Source organism: Candidatus Reidiella endopervernicosa, from assembly GCF_013343005.1.
GTDB lineage: Bacteria > Pseudomonadota > Gammaproteobacteria.
This window is the reverse complement of the sequence record NZ_CP054491.1, coordinates 518,535-539,301: the sequence shown is the minus strand read 5'-3', so window position 1 is coordinate 539,301 and position 20,767 is coordinate 518,535. Positions and strand designations below refer to the sequence as shown.

Annotated in this window: 22 protein-coding genes; 13 read left to right on the top strand and 9 right to left on the bottom strand. The window is 52.8% G+C overall.

The genetic code is table 11. From position 1 onward, the window contains the following. Positions 1 to 13: 13 nt before the first annotated feature. Positions 14 to 382 carry a hypothetical protein gene (locus HUE57_RS02955; RefSeq protein ID WP_320416266.1) on the bottom strand — a complete coding sequence of 123 codons (369 nt, stop codon included), beginning with the start codon at positions 380 to 382 and terminating at the stop codon, positions 14 to 16. 291 nt (positions 383 to 673) lie between these two features. Here HUE57_RS02955 and HUE57_RS02950 point away from each other — a divergent pair, with 291 nt between their 5' ends. Further along, positions 674 to 967, top strand: a complete 294-nt coding sequence (locus HUE57_RS02950; RefSeq protein WP_078483524.1) for a TusE/DsrC/DsvC family sulfur relay protein — start codon at positions 674 to 676, stop codon at positions 965 to 967. 94 nt (positions 968 to 1,061) lie between these two features. Here HUE57_RS02950 and HUE57_RS02945 read toward each other — a convergent pair whose 3' ends face one another. Then, positions 1,062 to 1,412 (bottom strand): hypothetical protein, encoded by a 351-nt coding sequence (locus tag HUE57_RS02945; RefSeq protein WP_078483506.1) that lies wholly within the window; start codon positions 1,410 to 1,412, stop codon positions 1,062 to 1,064. A 197-nt stretch (positions 1,413 to 1,609) separates the two neighbouring features. On the opposite strand from HUE57_RS02945, the gene HUE57_RS02940 reads away from it, so the two are divergent. The 4 genes from HUE57_RS02940 (at position 1,610) to HUE57_RS02925 (ending at position 5,854) form a co-directional block, all read left to right on the top strand. Beyond that, on the top strand, positions 1,610 to 2,776 hold the full coding sequence (locus tag HUE57_RS02940; RefSeq protein ID WP_078483505.1) for a hypothetical protein: 1,167 nt from the start codon (positions 1,610 to 1,612) through the stop codon (positions 2,774 to 2,776). Positions 2,777 to 2,799: 23 nt separating this feature from the next. Beyond that, complete coding sequence (locus tag HUE57_RS02935) at positions 2,800 to 3,018, top strand: hypothetical protein (protein WP_078483504.1); 219 nt, start codon at positions 2,800 to 2,802, stop codon at positions 3,016 to 3,018. 113 nt (positions 3,019 to 3,131) lie between these two features. Then, a complete protein-coding gene (locus HUE57_RS02930) occupies positions 3,132 to 4,220 on the top strand; it encodes a glycosyltransferase family 4 protein (protein ID WP_078483503.1) in 1,089 nt (362 codons plus the stop codon). A 29-nt stretch (positions 4,221 to 4,249) separates the two neighbouring features. Beyond that, positions 4,250 to 5,854 carry a glycosyltransferase gene (locus HUE57_RS02925; RefSeq protein WP_078483502.1) on the top strand — a complete coding sequence of 535 codons (1,605 nt, stop codon included), beginning with the start codon at positions 4,250 to 4,252 and terminating at the stop codon, positions 5,852 to 5,854. Positions 5,855 to 5,928: 74 nt separating this feature from the next. On the opposite strand, the gene HUE57_RS02920 is transcribed toward HUE57_RS02925, so the two are convergent. Further along, entirely contained in the window at positions 5,929 to 6,102 is a 174-nt protein-coding gene (locus HUE57_RS02920) for a hypothetical protein (protein ID WP_172840239.1), read from the bottom strand. Between the two features lie 163 nt (positions 6,103 to 6,265). On the opposite strand from HUE57_RS02920, the gene HUE57_RS02915 reads away from it, so the two are divergent. The 3 genes from HUE57_RS02915 to HUE57_RS02905 all read left to right on the top strand — a co-directional run bounded on the left by HUE57_RS02915 (position 6,266) and on the right by HUE57_RS02905 (position 8,627). Beyond that, positions 6,266 to 7,045, top strand: coding sequence for a hypothetical protein (locus HUE57_RS02915; RefSeq protein WP_078483501.1), 780 nt, complete (start codon positions 6,266 to 6,268; stop codon positions 7,043 to 7,045). A gap of 70 nt (positions 7,046 to 7,115) precedes the next feature. Continuing rightward, positions 7,116 to 7,679 carry an elongation factor P-like protein EfpL gene (gene efpL, locus HUE57_RS02910; RefSeq protein ID WP_078483500.1) on the top strand — a complete coding sequence of 188 codons (564 nt, stop codon included), beginning with the start codon at positions 7,116 to 7,118 and terminating at the stop codon, positions 7,677 to 7,679. A gap of 42 nt (positions 7,680 to 7,721) precedes the next feature. Further along, positions 7,722 to 8,627 carry a D-hexose-6-phosphate mutarotase gene (locus tag HUE57_RS02905; RefSeq protein WP_078483523.1) on the top strand — a complete coding sequence of 302 codons (906 nt, stop codon included), beginning with the start codon at positions 7,722 to 7,724 and terminating at the stop codon, positions 8,625 to 8,627. 5 nt (positions 8,628 to 8,632) lie between these two features. Here HUE57_RS02905 and HUE57_RS02900 read toward each other — a convergent pair whose 3' ends face one another. The 6 genes from HUE57_RS02900 to HUE57_RS02875 all read right to left on the bottom strand — a co-directional run bounded on the left by HUE57_RS02900 (position 8,633) and on the right by HUE57_RS02875 (position 14,331). Continuing rightward, positions 8,633 to 9,169: a YaeQ family protein gene (locus HUE57_RS02900; RefSeq protein ID WP_078483499.1), complete on the bottom strand. Its 537-nt coding sequence runs from the start codon at positions 9,167 to 9,169 to the stop codon at positions 8,633 to 8,635. 3 nt (positions 9,170 to 9,172) lie between these two features. Further along, positions 9,173 to 9,595: an alternative ribosome rescue aminoacyl-tRNA hydrolase ArfB gene (gene arfB / locus HUE57_RS02895; RefSeq protein WP_078483498.1), complete on the bottom strand. Its 423-nt coding sequence runs from the start codon at positions 9,593 to 9,595 to the stop codon at positions 9,173 to 9,175. A 4-nt stretch (positions 9,596 to 9,599) separates the two neighbouring features. Beyond that, positions 9,600 to 10,643 carry a ribosome small subunit-dependent GTPase A gene (rsgA, locus tag HUE57_RS02890; RefSeq protein WP_078483497.1) on the bottom strand — a complete coding sequence of 348 codons (1,044 nt, stop codon included), beginning with the start codon at positions 10,641 to 10,643 and terminating at the stop codon, positions 9,600 to 9,602. A gap of 258 nt (positions 10,644 to 10,901) precedes the next feature. Beyond that, positions 10,902 to 12,965 (bottom strand): diguanylate cyclase domain-containing protein, encoded by a 2,064-nt coding sequence (locus HUE57_RS02885; RefSeq protein ID WP_078483496.1) that lies wholly within the window; start codon positions 12,963 to 12,965, stop codon positions 10,902 to 10,904. A 108-nt stretch (positions 12,966 to 13,073) separates the two neighbouring features. Next, the gene (locus HUE57_RS02880; RefSeq protein WP_174673710.1) at positions 13,074 to 13,565 is read right to left on the bottom strand and encodes a GGDEF domain-containing protein; all 492 of its coding nucleotides are present in this window, start codon (positions 13,563 to 13,565) and stop codon (positions 13,074 to 13,076) included. Beyond that, positions 13,552 to 14,331 (bottom strand): PAS domain-containing protein, encoded by a 780-nt coding sequence (locus HUE57_RS02875; protein ID WP_174672687.1) that lies wholly within the window; start codon positions 14,329 to 14,331, stop codon positions 13,552 to 13,554. The genes HUE57_RS02880 and HUE57_RS02875 overlap by 14 nt, the downstream gene beginning before the upstream one ends. A gap of 414 nt (positions 14,332 to 14,745) precedes the next feature. Between HUE57_RS02875 and HUE57_RS02870 the strand changes: the two genes are divergently transcribed. From HUE57_RS02870 to HUE57_RS02850, 5 genes are all read left to right on the top strand, one after another. After that, the gene (locus HUE57_RS02870; RefSeq protein ID WP_078483494.1) at positions 14,746 to 16,239 is read left to right on the top strand and encodes an FAD-linked oxidase C-terminal domain-containing protein; all 1,494 of its coding nucleotides are present in this window, start codon (positions 14,746 to 14,748) and stop codon (positions 16,237 to 16,239) included. Beyond that, positions 16,239 to 17,312, top strand: a complete 1,074-nt coding sequence (gene glcE / locus HUE57_RS02865; protein ID WP_078483493.1) for a glycolate oxidase subunit GlcE — start codon at positions 16,239 to 16,241, stop codon at positions 17,310 to 17,312. The genes HUE57_RS02870 and glcE overlap by 1 nt, the downstream gene beginning before the upstream one ends. A gap of 3 nt (positions 17,313 to 17,315) precedes the next feature. Further along, positions 17,316 to 18,542 carry a glycolate oxidase subunit GlcF gene (gene glcF / locus HUE57_RS02860; protein WP_078483492.1) on the top strand — a complete coding sequence of 409 codons (1,227 nt, stop codon included), beginning with the start codon at positions 17,316 to 17,318 and terminating at the stop codon, positions 18,540 to 18,542. A gap of 96 nt (positions 18,543 to 18,638) precedes the next feature. Next, positions 18,639 to 19,823, top strand: coding sequence for a pyridoxal-phosphate-dependent aminotransferase family protein (locus HUE57_RS02855; protein WP_078483522.1), 1,185 nt, complete (start codon positions 18,639 to 18,641; stop codon positions 19,821 to 19,823). Between the two features lie 139 nt (positions 19,824 to 19,962). Next, positions 19,963 to 20,586 carry a flagellar basal body-associated FliL family protein gene (locus HUE57_RS02850; protein ID WP_078483491.1) on the top strand — a complete coding sequence of 208 codons (624 nt, stop codon included), beginning with the start codon at positions 19,963 to 19,965 and terminating at the stop codon, positions 20,584 to 20,586. The last annotated feature ends 181 nt before the right edge of the window (positions 20,587 to 20,767 follow it).

Sequence of the window (20,767 nt, the reverse complement as noted above, 5' to 3'; positions counted from 1 at the left end):
GGATAAACGCGTGCTAGGGGACCTGAATACGGTTGCCACCACCAGCACCGGGAACGACGATTTGTGAGGCTGATTCGCGACGCTGCTCCTGCATCTCCTCAATAGTCTCCTGGATGCCCGTCTTGGCACCTTCAGTAAACTTGCCCAGTGCCTCTTCCAGAGTCGCGGCCTCGATCTCAAATGAGATCGGCAGTGGACCGGCCTGGGTCATTACCTGGGTCTGACCGATCCAGAGTGTTGGACGACTATTGTCGTCAGAGCCATCAGTAGTTATTGGTGAGAGGCGACGCAGGATGCCTACCTTGCGATCGGTGAAGCTCTCTTCACGGTAGAGGTTGTCGTTGTCGAGTTTGATCTCGGGAAGGTCCAGCTCGCTCATCATTTCACCCTATAGAGTAATTGCAGTTGCCGCATAGGATACCGGTTTGGGCGCAAGAAATATAAACCCATTCTAAGGAAATGGTTAAAGGTGGCTTAGAGATATTCAGTGGTGGACGTGAAGCGATCGATTAGACCTTGTTAGTTAAAGGGTCTAATAACCACAAATTTTAACAATTAGTAGTTGACAAGAATCATCGGGTAATGTTTAATCGCCTACAAGTTTACTAAGTTATTAATTTTGATGTGCCCAACCGAGCTGGCACACAGCAAGAAAACTACTGGAGGCAAGACGATGGATTTACCAGATCGCGACGGTGACGGATATCTCACCAATATGAATATTTGGACCCCTGAAATTGGCCGTGCAATGGCTGAGGCGGACGGTATTGAACTCGATGACGTCAAGTGGGGACACATTATGAAGGCGCGTGAGTACTTCGAAGAGAACAGCGTAGTACCGCCGATTCGTAAGTTTTCCAAGTACGCCGGTGCTGATCAGAAGGAGATGTTCAAGACCTGGCTGACCGGCCCGATGAAGCCGATAACCAAGTACGGTGGCCTGCCAAAGCCGACCGGCTGCGTCTGATCGCACTCTAAAGTATGTAGGCATGAGAGGGCTCACAACGACGGTTGTGGGCCCTTTTTTATGCCCGGAATTGGCTGAGAGTAAGAAGTAGCTCTTAGCTACCTGCACTAATCGCTTCAATAAATGCCAAGGAAAGCTCACCCCTGCCCGCCTTGTCGAGGATCTGCTGTGAGGTTTCGACAATCTCAGAGAGTGGACCACTAAAATAGGCCATGCCAAGTGAGAGTGTGGCGGGTCGATCGGCAATGGTATTAATGGTGTTGGGGTGCTCCGGAGGCAGGAAGGTAAACTGAATCTCACTCACCTCATCCGGAATCTTTTCGCACCCTCCCCCTGGTGCAACAAACTGAAATAGTTCTTCAGGCGTGTGGATAGTGACGCTCTCTTCATTGAAGTCACGACCGGCCGCATTGGCGCTGAATTCGACGGTTAGTATCGGCTTCATGTGTTATTCCCCCTGTTATTAGTAACCCTGTACCCTAAGCGTAGTTGATAGAGGGTCTCTGTTGGTGGCGAGAAAAAGGAGGTATATCAGGGTAGCTATTTCCTTTTGATATCTAATGGTGATAGCGTGAATAACATTAGTTATTGTTGTCATTTCAACGGCTTATATGCCCATAAAGAGTTCTGAGGTGTTGTGCTATGCAGTCCGGCCCAAGAGAGATCGTTACCCCCTTCCGCCCTATTCCGCTCGATGTACCGGAGGGGATGAAGCCGAATGAGTTCTTCAACTCGACCGAGAATCTCAACGATCTGATGCACAACAACGGGCTGCTGAAGAACCCGGAAGATCTGCTGCTCTATCGTAAGGCGCTTGGTCATACCAACGAGTTCGATACGTCGATCATCTACAACACATCACAGACGATCCTCAACCCACTGGGTCGTCCAGTGCGTCGCACCCAGGTTCCTGAGAACGTGAAACACGTCTGGAACCGGATGAACCAGATCATTATCGACTACATGCTCGAGACCTACCCCGACCCGGAACAACATCTGGTCCTCGCGGGTGAGGCAAGCCTCGATGCCACCTGGCCGCTCACCTCCCCTGGCGTACCGAGTATTCGTATGCTGCACAACCACTTCATGGTCTTCCCGATGCAGACCCTGCGTGAAGGTACCCTGGCCGATGTGAAAAACCCCAATCTCACTGACGGTGGCCAGCACTCGCTGTTTGAGAAGTATATGCACGACGTCTATCGTCAGTTTGTCTGCAACTCCCTCAAGCTGGAGGTTCTAAAACCGGTCAGTGATGATGGGGCGCGCTTCAACCTCACCGGTTTTCCGCAGGGGCTGCCAAGTTGGGAGATTCCGGGTGGTGTGGCGACTCTGGAGGATGTGCGCTTCTGGCAGGAGTATGATGAGATCCTCAAAGGTTTCATCGACTTCTACCGTACCTTCTTCTCGCAGGTTTCAAGCCGCAACGCACCGATTCTCGACGACGTCTATTTCCCAGACTCAGTTGAGAATGTGCTGCTGTTTAATAATGATTTTCTCAAGACGGCGAAGAAGGTGCGTGATAGTTGTATTACCGATCCCGCCTACGCCAATGCTATTCGCTGGCAACCCGCCTTTAAGCAGCTGATCTACCGCAACGATGAGGGTAAGCTGATTGTAACTATCAGTCAGAACTCGATTGGTAATGCGATCACCGAACTGCTCGGTGTGGTGGTGAGCCGGAAGCCCGATGCAGAGGCGTATGAGAAGGCGGAGCCCGCCTTGATTGAGCGGTTACTTGAGGTTCGTCGTCGCCTGATCGAGGCCGATCTGGGTGAGGGTATCGAGACGCAGTTTTGGCCGAAGTGCTAACTCACTCACGAGGAGAGGTAGAGATGAACGAGATTGATGAGGAAGTGGCAAAGCTGAGGGCTGAGCGTGATCGCTTGAAAGAACGGCTTGCCGCAATTGAGGCCGACTATCGTAAGGGGCTTGATCCTGACTCCGAGGAACGTGCCATCCAGCTAGAGAATGCCGAAGTTCTGGCGGGAATTGCCAAGGCGATCTCAGAAGAGCTGGTGCAGGTTGAAGAGAAGTTGGCGGATCTCGGATAGAGTTTAGCCGGGTAGTAGTCATCAAATAACTGAAATATTTATACAGCTGTAAGCAGTACCCGTGTACGGCAATTAGCACAGTTAATTACAAGAGCCAGGGAAAGCCGTATCGTATGAAGGTAGTCATAATTCCAGGAGATCATAACTATTCGAGGGCGCTTGCCAGCGGTCTTGAATCGGGCGGTGTGGATTGTGTGCTGCTCGGAAAGTGGGGAAGTTATCTGCCGGAGATAGTTGATGAGATTAAAGCTCAGCGGCCAGATATTCTGCACCTACACTGGCCAGAGTCTTTACTCACCTCAAGAAAAACAATGAAACAGAGTAGCTCTGAGATTTTAAATGATTTCAGTGATGCACTAGAGAAACTACGAGCGTGTAATATTAAGCTCTGTTTAACCCTTCATAATTTTCTTCCACACAACTGTGTTAATCCAGATTTTGAGCAGCGACTTTATCAACTTCTCTACACATTTTCTGACGGAAATATTCACCATTCCAATTGCGGGCGTCAGCGAGTTTTAGAAGCCTTTGAGTTTTCAGGCCAGCATAGTCTGATACAACACGGTTTCTTTTCACATGAGCCAGTTTCGACGCTGACTAAAGAGCAGGCACGTCACTCATTAGGGTTGCCTGACGACGCACTGATTTTAATCAGCGTTGGACTGGTCAGACCCTATAAGACACATGAACTTATAATCAAAGCAGTGCGTGACTTAGAGAGAAGGGCTGTACTTCTTATCGCTGGTGCATTTCATGACCGTGGTTACTATAGACGGCTGAAGAGTATTGCCTATCCAAACTATATTGAGAAGGTGAAGGGATTGTTAGGTAGGGGTGATATCAGGTTTCTAGATTATGTTAAAGAAAACGATCTAGCGGATTTAGCGCGTGCGGCAGACTATTTGATTAGCGCGCACGGCAAGAGGTCATTGACCACAGCTGCACCTCACTTTGCACAGCAGCATCTCTTGCCAATCATCTGCAGTAGATCACCCTACAATTGTGAAATTCTTGGTGAGGCGGGAATCTATTTTGATGTTGATGAATCCGGAGAGGATAACCTTTCGGAGGTATTGGCTGCATCATCTGAAGCGGAGCATGAAGAGAAAAAGAGAGCGCTTAAAGAGAATCGGAAAGCCTATTCATGGACGCTGGTTGGTAAGAAAACTGCTGATTTTTATCGGCAGATATGCACTATATAACCATATTAATAATATTTGTCAGTTAGAAGATGATTCCAAAAATAATCCACTTTACCTGGGTCGATCATAACCTGCCTGAAGCGTATAAGAAGGTGGTTGATTCATGGCGTCTTCATCATCCCGATTGGCAGATAAATATTTGGAGCGACGAGGATAATCGCGCACTGATTGAAGATCACTACCCATGGTTTCTAGAGATCTATGATGCCTATCCCAAGGCGATTATGCGTTGCGATGCCGTGCGCTATTTCATCTTGCATCATGAGGGTGGTGTCTATTCAGATCTCGATGTGGAATGTTTGGGGTCTATCGACGGTTTGATGGGTGCAAGCCGACTGTTTTTATCAGCAGAACCAGAAAAACATCTTGAAGAGCGACAGGCTTCTGCCAGAGGTTTTCCCTACCTACTCTGCAATGCGTTGATGGGATCAGAGCGTGGAAATGGTTTCTGGAACCATGTGCATGAGGTATTAGTAAAACAGAGAGAGAGCTACACGGTCTTAGATGCAACGGGTCCATTTATGCTCACCGGGGCAGTGATGACGGTAGCCGATGAGCTGCGACCAGACGTGCTACTTGCCGACAGCTGGTCACCGCACGATAAACATGGAAACAGTTGCCATGACTCCGCCGCCTATCGACAAACTATGTATGCTCAATTTAATTGCCTGGATACAGTTGATAAACCGCTGTTAAATCATCTTTGGCATGGCTCGTGGTCAAATAAAGATTTGAATAGACGACCCAAACGTAAAAGTTTAAAGCAAATATGGAGAGAGTTGCGCTGCCCTGAGCTTGATTATAAGGACATCGCATCTGCGATCGTTATCGACAACCAGAGGTTAGAGCAGGTCACATCACATCCGAGAATTTTGATCGCGACGCCTATGAAAAATGCGGCGTCGAATATCGAGCGCTACCGGGAGATGATAGAGGCGCTTGATTACCCGTGTGAACAGATCGATGTCGCTATTCTTTACAGTGACTGTATCGACAAGACGGAAGAGCTGCTGATGCAGTTGAAGTCGAGTTGGAGTGAACGCTTTCACTCAGTGTGGATTGAACGTCTCGATTTTGGTTTTCATTTAAAGGTAAAACGGTGGGATCGTTCAGTACAGCTGAGGCGTCGCTCAATTCTGGCGCAGTGCCGTAACCGCCTTGCGAGCAGAGCTTTAGAGGGTTATGAGTACTGTCTTTTTATCGATGTCGATCTGAGCGATTTACCCACAGATCTCATTCAACAGATGCTTTCGTCTCAACGCGATGTGGTGATGGCCAACTGTGTGAAAGAGGATGGTAAACCCTTCGATAAAAACGCATTCCTCTATGAGAAGTTGCCTGACTTTAAATATCTCTACCGTTACGCTCGAAAAGAGGGGTTGTTGCAACCGCCATCGGGAACACCACGGATCTATCTGACTGAGTTGAACTATCTCAATCTGGTTCCACTCGACTGTGTCGGTGGTACAGCACTGTTAGTGAAGAGTGAAGTGTTGAAGCAGGGGGTAACATTCCCAGAATCACCCTATAACTATCACATTGAGACAGAGGGTTTTGGTTTGATGGCGAGGGATCGGGGCTTCACCGTGGTCGGCATGCCAAATCTGCATGTGGTACACCCCAGTAACGAGTGAGCCTTGTTAAAAAGTTCAGGCGTAAAAAAACCCGCCAATTGGCGGGTTTTTCGTAGCTAATATTATATGAAATATTAGCTATTTACAGCGCAGGTCAGCTCTTCGAGGATCTTACCGCTTTCGACCTCGTCGATGATCTTCTGGTACTCAGGGCTGATTGGGCAACCGCAAGCGTGCTCCTTGGTTGCGTGCAGGCGAGCCTGCTCAATGTGCCAGGTAGCGACTTTCAGGTGCTGATCTACGTTCATTGTAAAAAACCTCTGTATGTATGTGTGTTGTGGGTAAATAAGTAGTTGAGAATTTTATTGGGTCATTATGTTGAATGCAAGCAGAGTTGTGGGGTTTTTTGTAACATTCTGTTACGCGAAGCGGGTTAAAAGGGTGCCTCATAGTGGGGCAGAGGTATAAGTGATGTTCTCAATATTTAACAAAGAGCCGATTCTCGATGAGTTACGTGTGGCGTGGCTGTTCGATACCTATGGCTGGGCGTTGCGCAACTTCGATGGTGAGCTGTTTCAAAATGAAACGATTCTTGTCACTCCGAGTAATGAGCACTTCCCAGGTCGGGTTGATAGTGTGCACGGAATGGCGGAGTTGATCTTCGAGCAGGTGAAAGCGTTCGCAGGGGTAAAACACTGGCCAACACGACTGGTCGATCAGTATCAGTGCTCGACCGTTGAGCCGCCCCAGCTGGTGATTGAAGGTGCATTGCGGGGTCCAGCAGGAGTTACCCCGACAGGCATTAGTGAAGAGCAATACCTGACGGTGCTCTACGATCCGAATCAGATTAATAACCCTGAGGGGATGATCGCCACCTACGCCCATATCATCGCCCACTATCTGGCATCGATGTCTCCCGAACCACCGCCAGGTGGAGAGGATTTCTGGGCCCAGGCAACCGAGGTGCTGGCGGTCTTTATGGGTTTTGGACTGATGTTTGCCAATAGCGCCTACAATTTCCGCGGTGGTTGCGGCAGCTGTTACAACGCCAATGCGCAGCGCTCTGCTCACCTCTCACAGGACGAGGTGACCTATGCGCTGGCGATATTTGCAGAGCTTAAGCAGCTGTCAGCCAAAACGGTGTTGAGTCATCTTAAGAAACCTCTGCGATCGGTATTCAAGCGTGCCAGTAGAGAGGTCGCTGAAAAACGCCCCTTTCTGCAGCAGGCGATTGAGCAGATCGCTGAGTAATAAGTCGGCGCTATACCCCGGAGGGCTGAGCTGCCACAATTCGCCCATCTGAAATTTGAGTGGACAGACAATGAAAGCGAATGAGATTAAAAAAGGTGCGGCGATTGAGGTCGATGGTCAGACGATTCTGGTCAAACAGCTGCAGGTACAGTCGCCCTCCTCGCGCAGCGGTAGCACCCTCTATAAGGTGCGTGGCCAGAATGTGGTCAGTCGCCAGAAGTTCGAGCGCAGTTTCAAGGGTGATGAGGCAGTCAACAGCGTTGACCTGATCCGTCGCCCGGTGCAGCTGCTCTATAAAGATGGCGATGGCGTCACCTTTATGGACAGCGAGAGCTACGAGCAGTACATCCTCAGCGAAGATTCGATCGAAGAGGAGCTGAAGTACATCGCCGAGGGGCTCGAGGGAATGTTGGCATTGATAACCGATGAAGTGATTCTGGGTATTGAGCTGCCGACCACCGTCGTTCTGGAGATCACCGAGTGTGCGCCAGGAATGAAGGGTGCCTCAGCGTCGGCGCGTACCAAGCCTGCCACCCTCTCTACCGGTCTGGTGGTTCAGGTGCCCGAGTACCTGGAGGTGGGTGAGGTGATCAAGGTCAATACCGACAGCGCTGACTATATTTCGCGCGCCTGAACGTTGAGTGGGCAGGCCATCAAGGAAGAGAAGGAGAACACCATGAGTACCAATTCAGACCATCACCCACACACCATCAATGGCAGGGTTGCGCTCCGCAACGGAAAAGGTGATCTACCGGTAGTCGATATCACGGCAGTGGGTGCAACAGCGAGCGTTGCACTGCAGGGTGCTCACCTGCTCAGCTGGATTCCTGAAGGTGGTGCAGAGGTGATCTGGGTCTCAGAGGATGCCAAGTTTGCACCCGGAAAATCGGTGCGTGGTGGTGTGCCTATCTGCTGGCCGTGGTTCGGTCCACATACCTTAGAGTTGTCATATCCGGCGCACGGTTTTGCACGCACCATTGATTGGGAGTTGAGTGGCAGTGCATTACTCGAGAGCGGTGAGGTCGAGCTAACACTGCGCCCGATGTTGAACTCGCAAGCAAAGAGTCAGTGGCCCCATGCAACTGAGCTTGAGTACCGTATTGCGGTAGGCAAGCAGTTGAGATTCGCACTGACCACACGTAATGAGGGTAGCGATGCATTCACCATAGGTCAGGCATTGCACACCTATTTTGCTGTGGGCGATGCGAGTCAGATAAGCATTGGTGGACTTGATGGCTGTCCCTACCTCGACAAGGTGGATGGTTTTGAACGCAAACAGCAGTCGGGTGATGTGAGCATCAGCGAAGAGACCGATCGGATCTATCTCGAGTCGTCGATCGATTGTACGATCGATGATCCCGCCCTGCAGCGACGTATACGTATCAACAAGAGTGGCAGCAACTCCACCATCGTCTGGAATCCCTGGATCGAGACGGCCGAGAAGATGGGTGATCTGGGTGAGAATGGCTATCTGAAAATGGTCTGCGTCGAGAGCGCCAACGCAGCCGATGATGTGGTTACGATTGATCCAGGTGGTGAACACACCTTACAGATTGTCTATAGCGTTGAGTCGCTGGTTTAACGGTTCTATTGCCAGGTTGAGATCTCGATAGCGAGGTTTTGATCATCATTACCAAACCAGATATCACCATCCTGAATGGTGGTGTGTAGTTGCATGTTGCGCTCGGCAAGTGTTCCCAGCGTCTTGCAGCTCTCTGGTGCGACCGAATAGATGCTAAGGTTTTTAATTCCTGCCGCCTTTGCCTTTAACTGTTCCCACCATAGCTCAGCACTGTGACCGCTGTAGCAGTAGATGATCACCTGTTTAGAGCGACCGCAGGCTTGGCGAATGCGTTTCTCATCGGGTTGCCCCAACTCTATCCACTCATCAATCGCGCCGGTCAGATCCATGCGCCACAGGTCAGGTTCATCGTCGGTACTGATTCCCTTGGTAAAGGTGAGCGCCTCATCGGCGTGCCGGGCGAAGGCGAGTAGTCGCAGCATCATTCGCTCATCGGTTTCTGAAGGGTGACGAGCGATGGTCAGCTCGTGCCCCTGGTAGTAGTTGCGGTCCATGTCGGTGATCTGTAGTGAAGCCTTAAAAATGGTTGCCTTGATGGCCATGAATTAATCCTCTCTGACGCGACCACGTAGTGCCTTGTGTTTGCCATGTTTGGCCTTACTGTCGAGTCGACGTTTCTGTGAGTTCTTTGATGGTTTGGTCGGACGACGTTTTTTCTGTGTGACCATCGCTGCCTTGATGATTTCCCTGAGACGTTCCAGTGCATCATCACGATTCTTTTCCTGAGTGCGAAAGCGTTGCGCCTTGATCACAATAACGCCATCGCTATTGATGCGCCGATCGCGTTGCACCAATAACCGCTCTTTATAGATTTCAGGAAGCGATGAGCCTCTGATATCGAAGCGCAGATGGATCGCCGAGGAGACCTTGTTAACGTTCTGACCACCCGCGCCCTGGGCGCGGATGGCTGTCAGTTCGATCTCCTCCTCTGGGATCGTGACGCTATTGCTGATGGTTAACGGTGCCATGAGACTATCCCTGCTCCTTGAATCTTTTCGACTCAGTCAGGACCGACCGATAGTAGCGTGTCAGGTTGCGATCGTGATCACGCCTCTCAGCCAGAGTGGCGCTATTGAAGGCCTGCTCACGAAGCAGCTTCTGATAGCTGGAGAGTCGACGTGCATCGATGCTGCCTGCGTCAATTGTTGCCTGTATGGCACAGCCGGGTTCCGAATGATGTTGGCAGTCGGAGAAGCGACACTGCTGCGCGAGTGTGTGCAGTTCGGCAAAGGTCTCTTCTACCCCCTCCTCACAGTCGACCAGTTGTAGCTCTCGCATACCCGGTGTGTCGAGCAACAGTCCACCAGAGTTTAATAGATGTAGCGAACGTCCAGTGGTTGTATGCCGACCTTTGCTGTCATCTTCGCGTATCGAGGCGGTCGCCTGAGTGGTTGTGCCAGAGAGCGTATTGATTAACGTCGACTTGCCGACACCTGATGAGCCGAGCAGTGCAACGGTCTGCCCACTACCACACCAGGACTCAAGCGTAGCCGTACTGCTGTGATCGAGACTATTTACTGTAACAACCGATAGTAGTGGATCGAGCGCTTCAACCTGATCACGGTAGTTATCGACATCGTCACAGAGATCAGATTTGCTCAACACCACGACCGCCTCGACGTCATTCTGCTTAGCCAGTGACAGGTAACGCTCAATACGACTGAGACTGAAGTCCTGGTTGAGCGAGGTGACGATAAAGAGCGTATCGATATTGGCAGCAATCAGTTGACGTTCAACCTTGCTGCCCGCCGCCTTGCGTGAAAAGAGTGAACGACGTTCGAGCAGTCGCTGAAAGCTTCCATCGCTGCCGAGCAGTAGCCAGTCGCCAACGGTGATCGGTGGCAGATTGGGTGTTACCGATAGCGTGCGCTGTCCGTCAACGGTGAACAGTGAGATCTGTGAACGCTGATAGCTAGCAACACGGGCAAAGATAGAGGGTTCCCACTCCTCGAGTGAGATCTGTTGCTGGAAAAATGGTTGCCAGCCCAGTTGGGCGAGCGAGTATTGATTTGACATAAGAACCCCTGGCGCGGTTGTGCGCCGAGTAGATTTACTCTTGAGGGGCGTTGGTCTGCCCCGGTCCAGAGACCGGGCAAGGAGCAGTAGCGATTTGTTACTTGCTGGTTGCCCGGAAGGTGTTGATTACAATCATGAGTACCCTCCGTAATTAAGTCTGTTTCGAATTGTGGGAGATGCTAGCAGAGCGGTTATCTCACCGCAATAAGTGCTGGTGAGACGAACTCCTGATGTTGGATAAAGAAAACCCTGAGCGTATCAGCGATAAAACTGATAGCTATTTTTCCCGGTATTCTTGACGCAATACATCGCCTCATCGGCAAGCTTTAGCAGTAGGTCTGAATTGTCCGTGTCGTCGGGATAGATAGCGATGCCGATGCTGGCACCAATGACGGCCTCTTCGTCTCCAAGTTGGAATGGTTGCGACAGGGCGTGGATCAGCTTGGCGGCGATATGGGTGATGCTCTCTCTGTTGTCGAGACCAAACAGGACAACAACAAACTCGTCGCCACCAATGCGTGCGACCGTATCGATCTCTCTGACACAGCGGGTGAGTCGTTTACTGACATTGACCAGGAGTGCATCATCGGCTTCGTGTCCCAACGTGTCGTTAACACCCTTAAAACCATCGAGATCAATAAACAGGACGGCCGCACGATTATTATCACGTTTGGCCGTTGCGGCAGCGGTTTTGATTCGGTCAAGACAGAGTCGGCGTGATGGCAATCCTGTGAGCGTATCGTGATTGGCAATGTGTTTAAGTTGTTCCTCGGCAATTCGACGCTCACTGATATCGTGGATGACGGCACTGAAATATTGTTTACCATCCTGTTTCCAGGTACCCAGTGATAGCTCAATCGGAAACTCTTCGCCGCCTTTTTTCAGTCCATGAACCTCAACAGTTCTATCCATGACACGCGTCAATTGACCGCTGACTGCATTGGCCAAACCTTGTTTATGCTGAGACCGGTATCTCTCGGGCATAACCTGAGTGAGAGGTTTTCCAATAACTTCAGATTCTGAATAACCAAATGTCCGCTCAGCGGCTGGGTTCCAGGTGACCACGTTGCCCAGGTGATCGACGGTGATGATCATTGCTATAGAGGAGGTGTTGGTAATGGACCTGAAGCGTTGTTCACGATGTCTCAAGGCTTCCTCGGCGTGTTGGCGAACCGTGATTTCGTTGCGTAGATCTTCTGTCCTTGAAGCAACAGTCTCTTCCAGATGTTCATTAACGTGGCGTAATTTTTCCTGTGCCTTCTCTTCACGCACCCAGGCAGTGGCCAGACGCCATGAGCCGAAAAATAGACCGCCAACAAGGGCTATCGTGACCAGGACCAGCGAATGTGCTGTAGCACGGTATTGGTCGGTGGGGAGCAGGAGCACAGCTTTCCAGTAGTAATCCCTGCTAGCGAGTTCGGAACGACTCGCAGCAAATGTCTCATTTGTGCCAGTGCTTGTTTTCTGCCCCTCGATCAGGGGATAGATCGTGTTAAAGGTCCACAGCCCATGCTGGTCCTTAAATTGACCCTCTTCGGTCGCGTTGATCTGTTGCCATGCAGCCGTATACAGAGCGGGGAGTGATAGATCGGGTTCGTTAAACATAAAGCCCCACTCGGCATTGCTGTTTGAACCTTTCAACCAATAACCATCTCGATTGATCAGCCAGGTATGAGAGTCGGTATCACTCATGGCTTGTGAAAAAGCGCGTAATAATTCATTGCCGAAATAGTTTAAAAGGATAATTCCCCGTTTCTCTCCCTCGTGGTTAAAAACGGGTGTTCCGATGCGGATCACCGGCTTTATAGGCCGTTCAATTTTTCCCTGCTCGATATTCAGATCGAGCGGAGAGATAAAGAACTCACCCCTGTTAAGAGGCAGGGTGTCGGTAAAGTAATAGCGTTTGCGCTTGTTCTGTAACTTGTGTTCAGGAACGCTGATGGGTTCTCCACCGTTGTAATTAATTCTTACCTGTTCCTGACCTTCGGTATCCAGCCAACGGATCTGGTCGTAGATGCCCTTGGTATGAGAGAAGCTCTGCCAATCTTTGATGAGCAGATCTCGATGGCCATTGCCATTGGAGACCATCTCGATGAAGGTCTCCTGTTCGGCAAGAAAGGCGAGATCACGAGTGATCGACTGAACGATTCTCTTGATGGTGTTGGAAGAGACACGAACGGTGGCATCTTCAGAGAGGCGAATGAGTGACAAGTCGGCACTGGTTTCAGACTTGTAGATGGCCGTTGCGCCAGAAATGACGATGATAGCAACTGGCAGGAACAACCAGAGAAGGTGCTTGGCGAAGTTGCTATTTCGGTGCATTACAAATGTATTAGCAGTGGTTTCTGGCAGGGTGTCAGAACCTTGGTAACCCTCAATCTATAGGCTTACCATAACTGCGAAAGGGGGAATATAACAGTAAAGAATATCTTAACTTTCAATCACGATCTGGTCGCGTCCATTCTCCTTTGCCTGATAGAGGAGCTGATCAGCGCGCTTGAGCATCATCTCTGCTGAGTGGTCGTCGGACTTAAGAGTGATCAGCCCTGCAGAGAAGGTGATCTTCAGCGTAACGCTGCCTACGTCAATTGGATTACTGAGACGACTACGCAGGCGCTCAACCATATCATTCGCGAACTCACCACTCGTCTCGGGGAAGAGTACGGCAAACTCCTCACCACCCATGCGGCCAACGATGTCGGTCTTACGTAGCACGGCCTGGCAGGCGTGCGAAAAATAGACCAGCGTCTCGTCACCGATATAGTGACCGTAGCGGTCATTGATTGTCTTGAACCAGTCAAGATCGAGCATCATCATCGACAACGGCCGATGGTAGCGGTGGGCTATTTCTATCTGATGTGCCGCCTCTTCAAGAAAGGCGCGGCGATTAAGGAGCTTGGTAAGAGAGTCATATTTCGCCAGCTTCCCAGTCGTTCCTCGAGTGCCTTGCGCTCAGTGTCGTTGCGTGAGATCCCTCAATGCAGATCGCTTCTCCGGCATCGTCATAGCGGATGTAGGCGTTGGTTGATATCCAGACCGACGATTGGTCCTTATGGCGTAGGCACGCTTCAACAAGTTGGGCCTTTCCCTCTCCTTCGGTCAGTGCCTGGACAATCCGTTCCCGGTCGCTGGCATCGCAGTAGAAATCAACCATTGGCCTGCCGATCATCTCCTCAGGCGTGTAACCGATCACCTCATGGCAGGAGGGCGACATCAGGGTGATGACGCCGTTCATGTCGGTGCGATAGAAGACATCCGGCATGTTGTTGAGGATCGATTCTATATCGGCCTGTGAGTGTTCAAGGGCTGCACGGGTCTGAACGGCATCGGTAATATCCTGCAGTGAACCGATTAATGTAGTGGAGTGTTCATCGTCCTGTGTGAGACCGACACGCATATTTACCTCGCGCACCTCGCCGCTTTTAGTGACGATCCTGAAACTGTATTCACTCTCAACCTGCTCACCCATCAGCCGTGCCTTGTAACGCGCGGCTACCAGAGGTTGATCCTCTTCAAAAACGAAATCTAGAATCGGCTGGCCAATGATATCCAGTTCCGAATATCCAAACAGATCGGTGACCCGCTGGTTAACAAAGATGAAACACCCCTCTTCGACAGCGAAGACGGCATCCTGTAGGTGGTTGGTCAGGGCAATGAGTATCTGTGTGGAGAGTCCGTTTGAGTTCATGGTTTACCTGCCGTGGTATGACCAGAGGGGTATATCCCCCTTTATTATTCGATTCTATTAATTAACGGCAGTATATAAGAATTAATTTAAAAACACCCTTAACCTGTCGGTGTGTGTGGATATAGCTGAGAAAAATAACGAAATTACAGCATCTGTTATCGCGGTGTGCAGTTACGAGGGTGATGTTATGGCTATTTAAATAACACCATAGATCTCAGATCTTCATCGGTGACTCGTTGAATTCACTATTAGCACCGATCTCAATATTCAAATCAAGGTCGTCTCGGTGGCTGTTATTAGTGGGAAAATTGTCGGGTGAAAATCAAAGATCAAATACCCCTTAATCTTCTAGGGTGGAGGGCTGCCATACCCTACTGATAGACTCGCCTATCTGATCTATAAAAAAAGCGTGATATGAGTCACCACCACTCGGAGCGGGAGCCGCTCTCGTCCGAAACCAAACAAGCGTTGATCGATGCGTTGCGCAGGATCGTTCCTGCAGATGGATTGTTAACCGATGAAGAGTCGCTGCACCCCTATGAGTGCGATGGCCTCTCCGCCTATCGTCGTCTGCCGCTGCTGGTGGTGCTGCCGACTGAGGTGACGCAGGTCGAGGCGATTCTTAAACTCTGTAATGAACTCGATGTCCCGGTTGTGGCTCGCGGTGCCGGTACCGGTCTCTCTGGCGGTGCACTGCCGTTTGAAGAGGGCATTTTGCTCTCGTTGGCACGCTTTAATCAGATTCTCGATATCGACCCGCAGCGTCGCACGGCGCGGGTGCAGCCGGGGGTGCGTAACCTCGCCATCTCCGAAGCGGTTGCACCGCATGGTCTCTACTACGCACCCGATCCCTCTTCACAGATCGCCTGCACCATCGGCGGCAATGTGGCGGAGAACGCCGGGGGTGTGCACTGCCTTAAATATGGCCTGACGGTTCACAACATTCAGCAGATCAAGGTGATCACCATTGAGGGCGAACTGCTGGAGATCGGTGGCAACGGGCTCGATAGTGCGGGTTACGATCTACTAGCGCTGATGACCGGTTCCGAGGGGATGCTGGGTGTGATCGTCGAGGTGACGGTGAAGCTGTTGCCGCGTCCGGAGCGTGCCCAGGTGGTACTGGCCGCCTTTGACGATATTGCCAAAGCGGGCGGTGCAGTGGGTGCGATCATCGCCGCCGGAATTATTCCCGGCGGACTGGAGATGATGGACAAGCTGGCGATCCAGGCGGCGGAGGATTTCGTCCACGCCGGCTATCCGCGTGATGCAGATGCGATCCTGCTCTGCGAACTCGATGGCACCAACGAAGAGGTCTCGGCCCACATATTAAAGGTGCGTGAAATTCTCAAGCAGAGCGGCGCCACCGAGGTGCGTACCGCCGTCGATGAGGCGGAGCGCATCGCATTCTGGAAGGGACGAAAGATGGCCTTCCCCGCTGTCGGCCGTCTCGCCCCCGACTACTACTGCATGGATGGCACCATCCCACGCAAGCGGCTGCCTGAGGTGCTGGCGGCGATGGCCGATCTCTCCAAACAGTATGAGCTGCCGATCGCCAACGTCTTCCACGCCGGTGACGGTAATCTCCATCCGCTGATTCTCTACGATGCCAATACACCGGGTGAACTGCAGCGCACCGAGGAGCTGGGCGGCAAGATCCTCGAACTCTGTGTCGCGGTTGGCGGCACCATTACCGGCGAACACGGTGTCGGCATGGAGAAGATCGATCAGATGTGTGTGCAGTTCCAGCCGCTGGAGCTGAGCCAGTTTCATGCAGTTAAAGAGGCGTTCGACCCTAAACGCCTGCTCAATCCTGGCAAGGCGGTGCCGACGCTGCACCGTTGTGCCGAGTTCGGTGCCATGCATGTGCATAACGGTGAGCTCCCCTTCCCCGAGCTGGAGCGCTTCTGATGGCCAGTGGTGATATCGCAGAGGAGTTGCAGTGCCGCGTCACAGAGGCGGGTGCAGAGGGTAGAGTGCTCGAGCTACTCGGTGGTGGCAGCAAACGGTTTTATGGGTGTGAGCCGAGAGGCGAGCAGTTAGCGCTGACCGCACATAGCGGCATCGTTAGTTACGAGCCGACCGAACTGACCATCACCGCCCGCGGTGGTACACCGCTGCGGGAGATCGAAGCGGCGCTGTTGGCCGCGAATCAGATGCTCCCCTTCGAGCCGCCCCACTTCGATGAAACGGCCACCCTTGGCGGCACCATCGCCTGCAACCTCTCCGGACCACGCCGTCCCTATGCCGGCGCGGCACGTGATCTGGTGCTCGGCTGCAAACTGCTCAATGGCAAGGGCGAGATCCTTAGCTTCGGCGGTGAGGTGATGAAAAATGTCGCGGGCTACGATCTCTCGCGACTGATGGCTGGTGCGCTCGGTACCCTTGGCATCCTGCTTGAGGTCTCGCTCAAGGTTCTGCCCCGCCCCGAGGATGAGGTGACGCTTCGTTTCGATGGTTTGAGTACCAAACAGGCACTGGCCAGAATCCACCAGCTCTCGCAGCAGCCACTGCCCATCTCAGCCAGTGCCATCGACGATGACGGTCTCGTGATCCGTCTGAGTGGCACGCCCGAGGGTGTCGCCGCTGCGTGTCATGCGGTGGAAGGCGAGTGGCTCAACCCTGCGGTAGCAGACGGTTGGTGGCAGGCACTACGCGAGCAGCAGCACGATTTCTTCAACAGCGAGCAACCGTTGTGGCGTCTCTCGATCGGCTCCGATACACCACCACTCGATATCGAGGGTGAGTGGCTCTACGAGTGGGGCGGCGCACAGCGTTGGCTGCTGAGCAGTGCGCGCGCTGAGACGATCTTCGATGCCGCTGCCAAGGCGGGTGGTCATGCTACCGCCTATCGAAACCATACTGATCACTCTGCGCCGTTCCAGCCGCTGCCCACTGCAGTGATGGCTCTGCACCGTCGTCTCAAACAGAGTTTTGATCCGCACGGGATTCTCAATCCTGGCCGCCTCTACGCGGAGCTCTGATCGATGCAGACGCGGATGGCACAACAGTTTCTCGAAACAGCTCAGGGTGCGGAGGCCGATACGATTCTGCGCAGCTGTGTCCACTGCGGTTTCTGTACCGCTACCTGCCCCACCTACCAGCTGCTCGGTGATGAACTCGACGGTCCGCGTGGACGTATCTATCTGATTAAGCAGCTGCTGGAGGGGAACGAAGCGACCACAACGACTCAACTGCACCTCGATCGTTGCCTTACCTGTCGTAGCTGTGAGACCACCTGCCCCTCCGGAGTGCGTTACGGACGACTGCTCGATATTGGGCGCAGTGTTGTGGAGCAGCAGGTGAAGCGGCCTGTGCTGGAACGTTTCAAGCGCTGGTTGCTGCGCGGTGTGCTCCCCTATCCCACCCGTTTTGAAGCACTGCTGCAAGCTGTTTGGCTCTTCCGCGAGACCTTGCCGAAGCGGCTACGCAAGAAGATACCGCTGGTGAAGAGGATCAAAATACCGAAGGTGGAGAACCACCCACGCAAGATGCTGCTGCTGGCGGGTTGTGTGCAGTCGGTGGTTACGCCAGAGACCAGTGCGGCGGCACTGCGCGTTTTTGATCGGCTTGGTATCGAGTTGATCCGTGCCGAGGGGGCGGGCTGTTGCGGTGCGCTGAGTCATCACCTCTCGGCCGAGCAGGAGGCGCTCAATTTTATGCGCCGTAACATCGATGCCTGGTGGCCCCATATTGAGATGGGGGCCGAGGCGCTGCTGATCGGTGCCAGCGGCTGCGGCGTAACGGTGAAACAGTATGGCGAGCTGCTCAAGCACGACCCCGATTACGCCGAGAAGGCGGCTCAGGTGAGTGCAATGGCGGCGCTCTTCAGCGAGGCGCTGCAGCGTGAACCGGCCGAGGCGCTGGGTTCACTGCTCGAGGGTGTCGGCCGTGGGCGACGCATCGCCTTCCACAGCCCCTGCACCCTGCAGCACGGCCAGAAGCTGACCGGACTGGTGGAGTCGATTCTCACCCGCGCCGGTTTCGAGTTGACTGAAATTGCCGACTCACACCTCTGCTGCGGCTCGGCCGGTTCCTACTCGCTGCTGCAGCCGAAGCTCTCGCAGCAGCTGCTCGATAACAAGGTGGAGAACCTAGAGCGCGGCATGCCAGAGCTGATTGTTACCGCCAATATCGGTTGCCAGATGCACATCGGCAGTCAGGCTGAAGTGCCGGTGAAGCACTGGATTGAACTGTTCGACGAAATGCCCTGATATTTACCGGGTGAAAAGACAGAATGTTTGTGTCAGGATTTGCCCCCAGCTTTTGTAGAAGTTTAAGAATTCATGAACATAGAGAAGGACAACAAGATGACTGAGCGTACCTTTCACCCACCCCAGCGAACCCTGATGGGCCCCGGCCCCTCCGATGTGAGCCCGCGTGTTCTGGAGGCGATGTGCCGCCCCACCATCGGCCACCTCGATCCCGTCTTCGTCGCGATGATGGATGAGTTGAAGGGGATGCTGCAGTACGCCTTCCAGACCAATAACCAGATGACCATGCCCGTTTCGGCACCCGGCTCGGCCGGTATGGAGAGCTGCTTTGCCAACCTGGTTGAGGCGGGTGACCAGGTCGTGGTGGCGCAGAACGGCGTCTTCGGCGGTCGCATGAAGGAGAACGTTGAGCGCTGCGGTGGCACGGCGATCATGGTCGAGGATGAGTGGGGCACCGCGATCGATCTCAATAAGGTCGAGGATGCGCTCAAGGCGAATCCCGATGCCAAGGTGCTCGCCTTTGTCCATGCCGAAACCTCAACGGGTGCACAGTCCGATGCCAAGGGCCTTGCTGAGCTGGCGCGTAAATATAACTGCCTGAGCATCGCCGATACCGTTACCTCACTCGGCGGTACACCACTGCTGGTCGATGAGTGGGGGCTCGATGCGGTCTACTCCGGCACGCAGAAGTGCCTCTCCTGCACCCCTGGCCTCTCGCCAGTCACCTTCAGTGAGCGTGCGCTTGAGCACATCAAGGGGCGTGAGACCAAGGTGCAGAGCTGGTTCCTTGATCTCAATCTGGTGATGGGTTACTGGGGTGAGGGTGCCAAGCGTGCCTACCACCACACCGCACCGATCAATGCACTTTATGCGTTGCACGAGTCGTTGCTGATCCTCAAAGAGGAGGGTCTGGAGAACTCATGGGCACGTCACAAACACTACCACATGGCACTGCGTGCAGGCCTTGAGGCGTTGGGTCTGGAGTTTGTCGTGGCTGAGGCGGATCGTCTGCCACAGCTCAATGCGGTGAAGATTCCTGAAGGGATCGCTGATGCGGTGGTACGTGGCAAGCTACTTAACGACTACAGCCTCGAGATTGGTGCGGGCCTCGGTCCGATGGCGGGCAAGGTATGGCGTATCGGTCTGATGGGCCACGCCGCCAATGCGAAAAATGTGCGTCTCTGTCTCAGTGCACTCGACAACGTGTTGAGTGGTCTGGGTGCGGGTCACAGCCGTGGCGCAGCAATCGAGGCGGCGGAGAAGGTACTTTCTGCCGGCTGATTTCTGCCGACTCCGTCACAGAAAAGACCGCCCGTGTGGCGGTTTTTTTTTGGGCGCAAGGAAGTGTGACCGATGTACACACGCTTAAAGAGGTACTTCTATTAGTTTCGGTTTAGTGCAACAGCAATATGCGGAACCGATGATCGACGAGAGAGAAGAGCGAGGGAGTGCGCAGCCGCAGAGTAGTTCGGGTGTGGCGGTTAGGCTTGCTCTCAAGGGCGGGTTGCTATTGCTGGTTGTGGTAGCACTTGCACTGCTCTTCTTACTCGGTGGCTTCGAAGGCGGCAGCCTGATGGAGAAGTTCAAGTGGGGTGAAGATAAGCGAGAGGATAGTGCCACGGTTCAGTTTGCCAAGCATCTGGTCCGACCGCTTGATGGTGAAACCGATGCAGCCGCCTATCGTAATATCGCAGGACTCAATCAAGTCGATAAGCATGTGGGAACTGCTAGGGTTGCGATTGCCCCGGTTACCGTCAATGTCGATGAGCAGGGAGAGCATTATCTGACGGTGACAGTGATCGTGACCGCCAAAGACGCCTCTCAACGCAAGCTGATTAAACGACATCGACCGGCGATTCAGTCGGCAGTGATGATGCTGTTAACCGATTTTGTAAAACGCCACGCCATTGAAGATCACATCAGTGAGCAGGATCAGGAGACCTTCAGGGTCGAAGCGCTCTCCGCCGTGAAGCGACAGTTGATAAAAACGGCCGGTAGTACGCTGGTTGCCGAGATCGAGATATCACGGCTCGAACTCTACTGACACCACCCGTGTCGTCTCAAAAGGCTCGACCGAGCCGCTAGGGTTATCTACGTCGATTGCTTATACAATTGTTTACGATCCCCAGTTAAGTTCCCGACTGTTTTTGTATAGAATAAGATTTGTAGGGGATTTCAGTGCAGCTGCACGCTTTGAATACTAAGAATTAATAAACAATGTATCG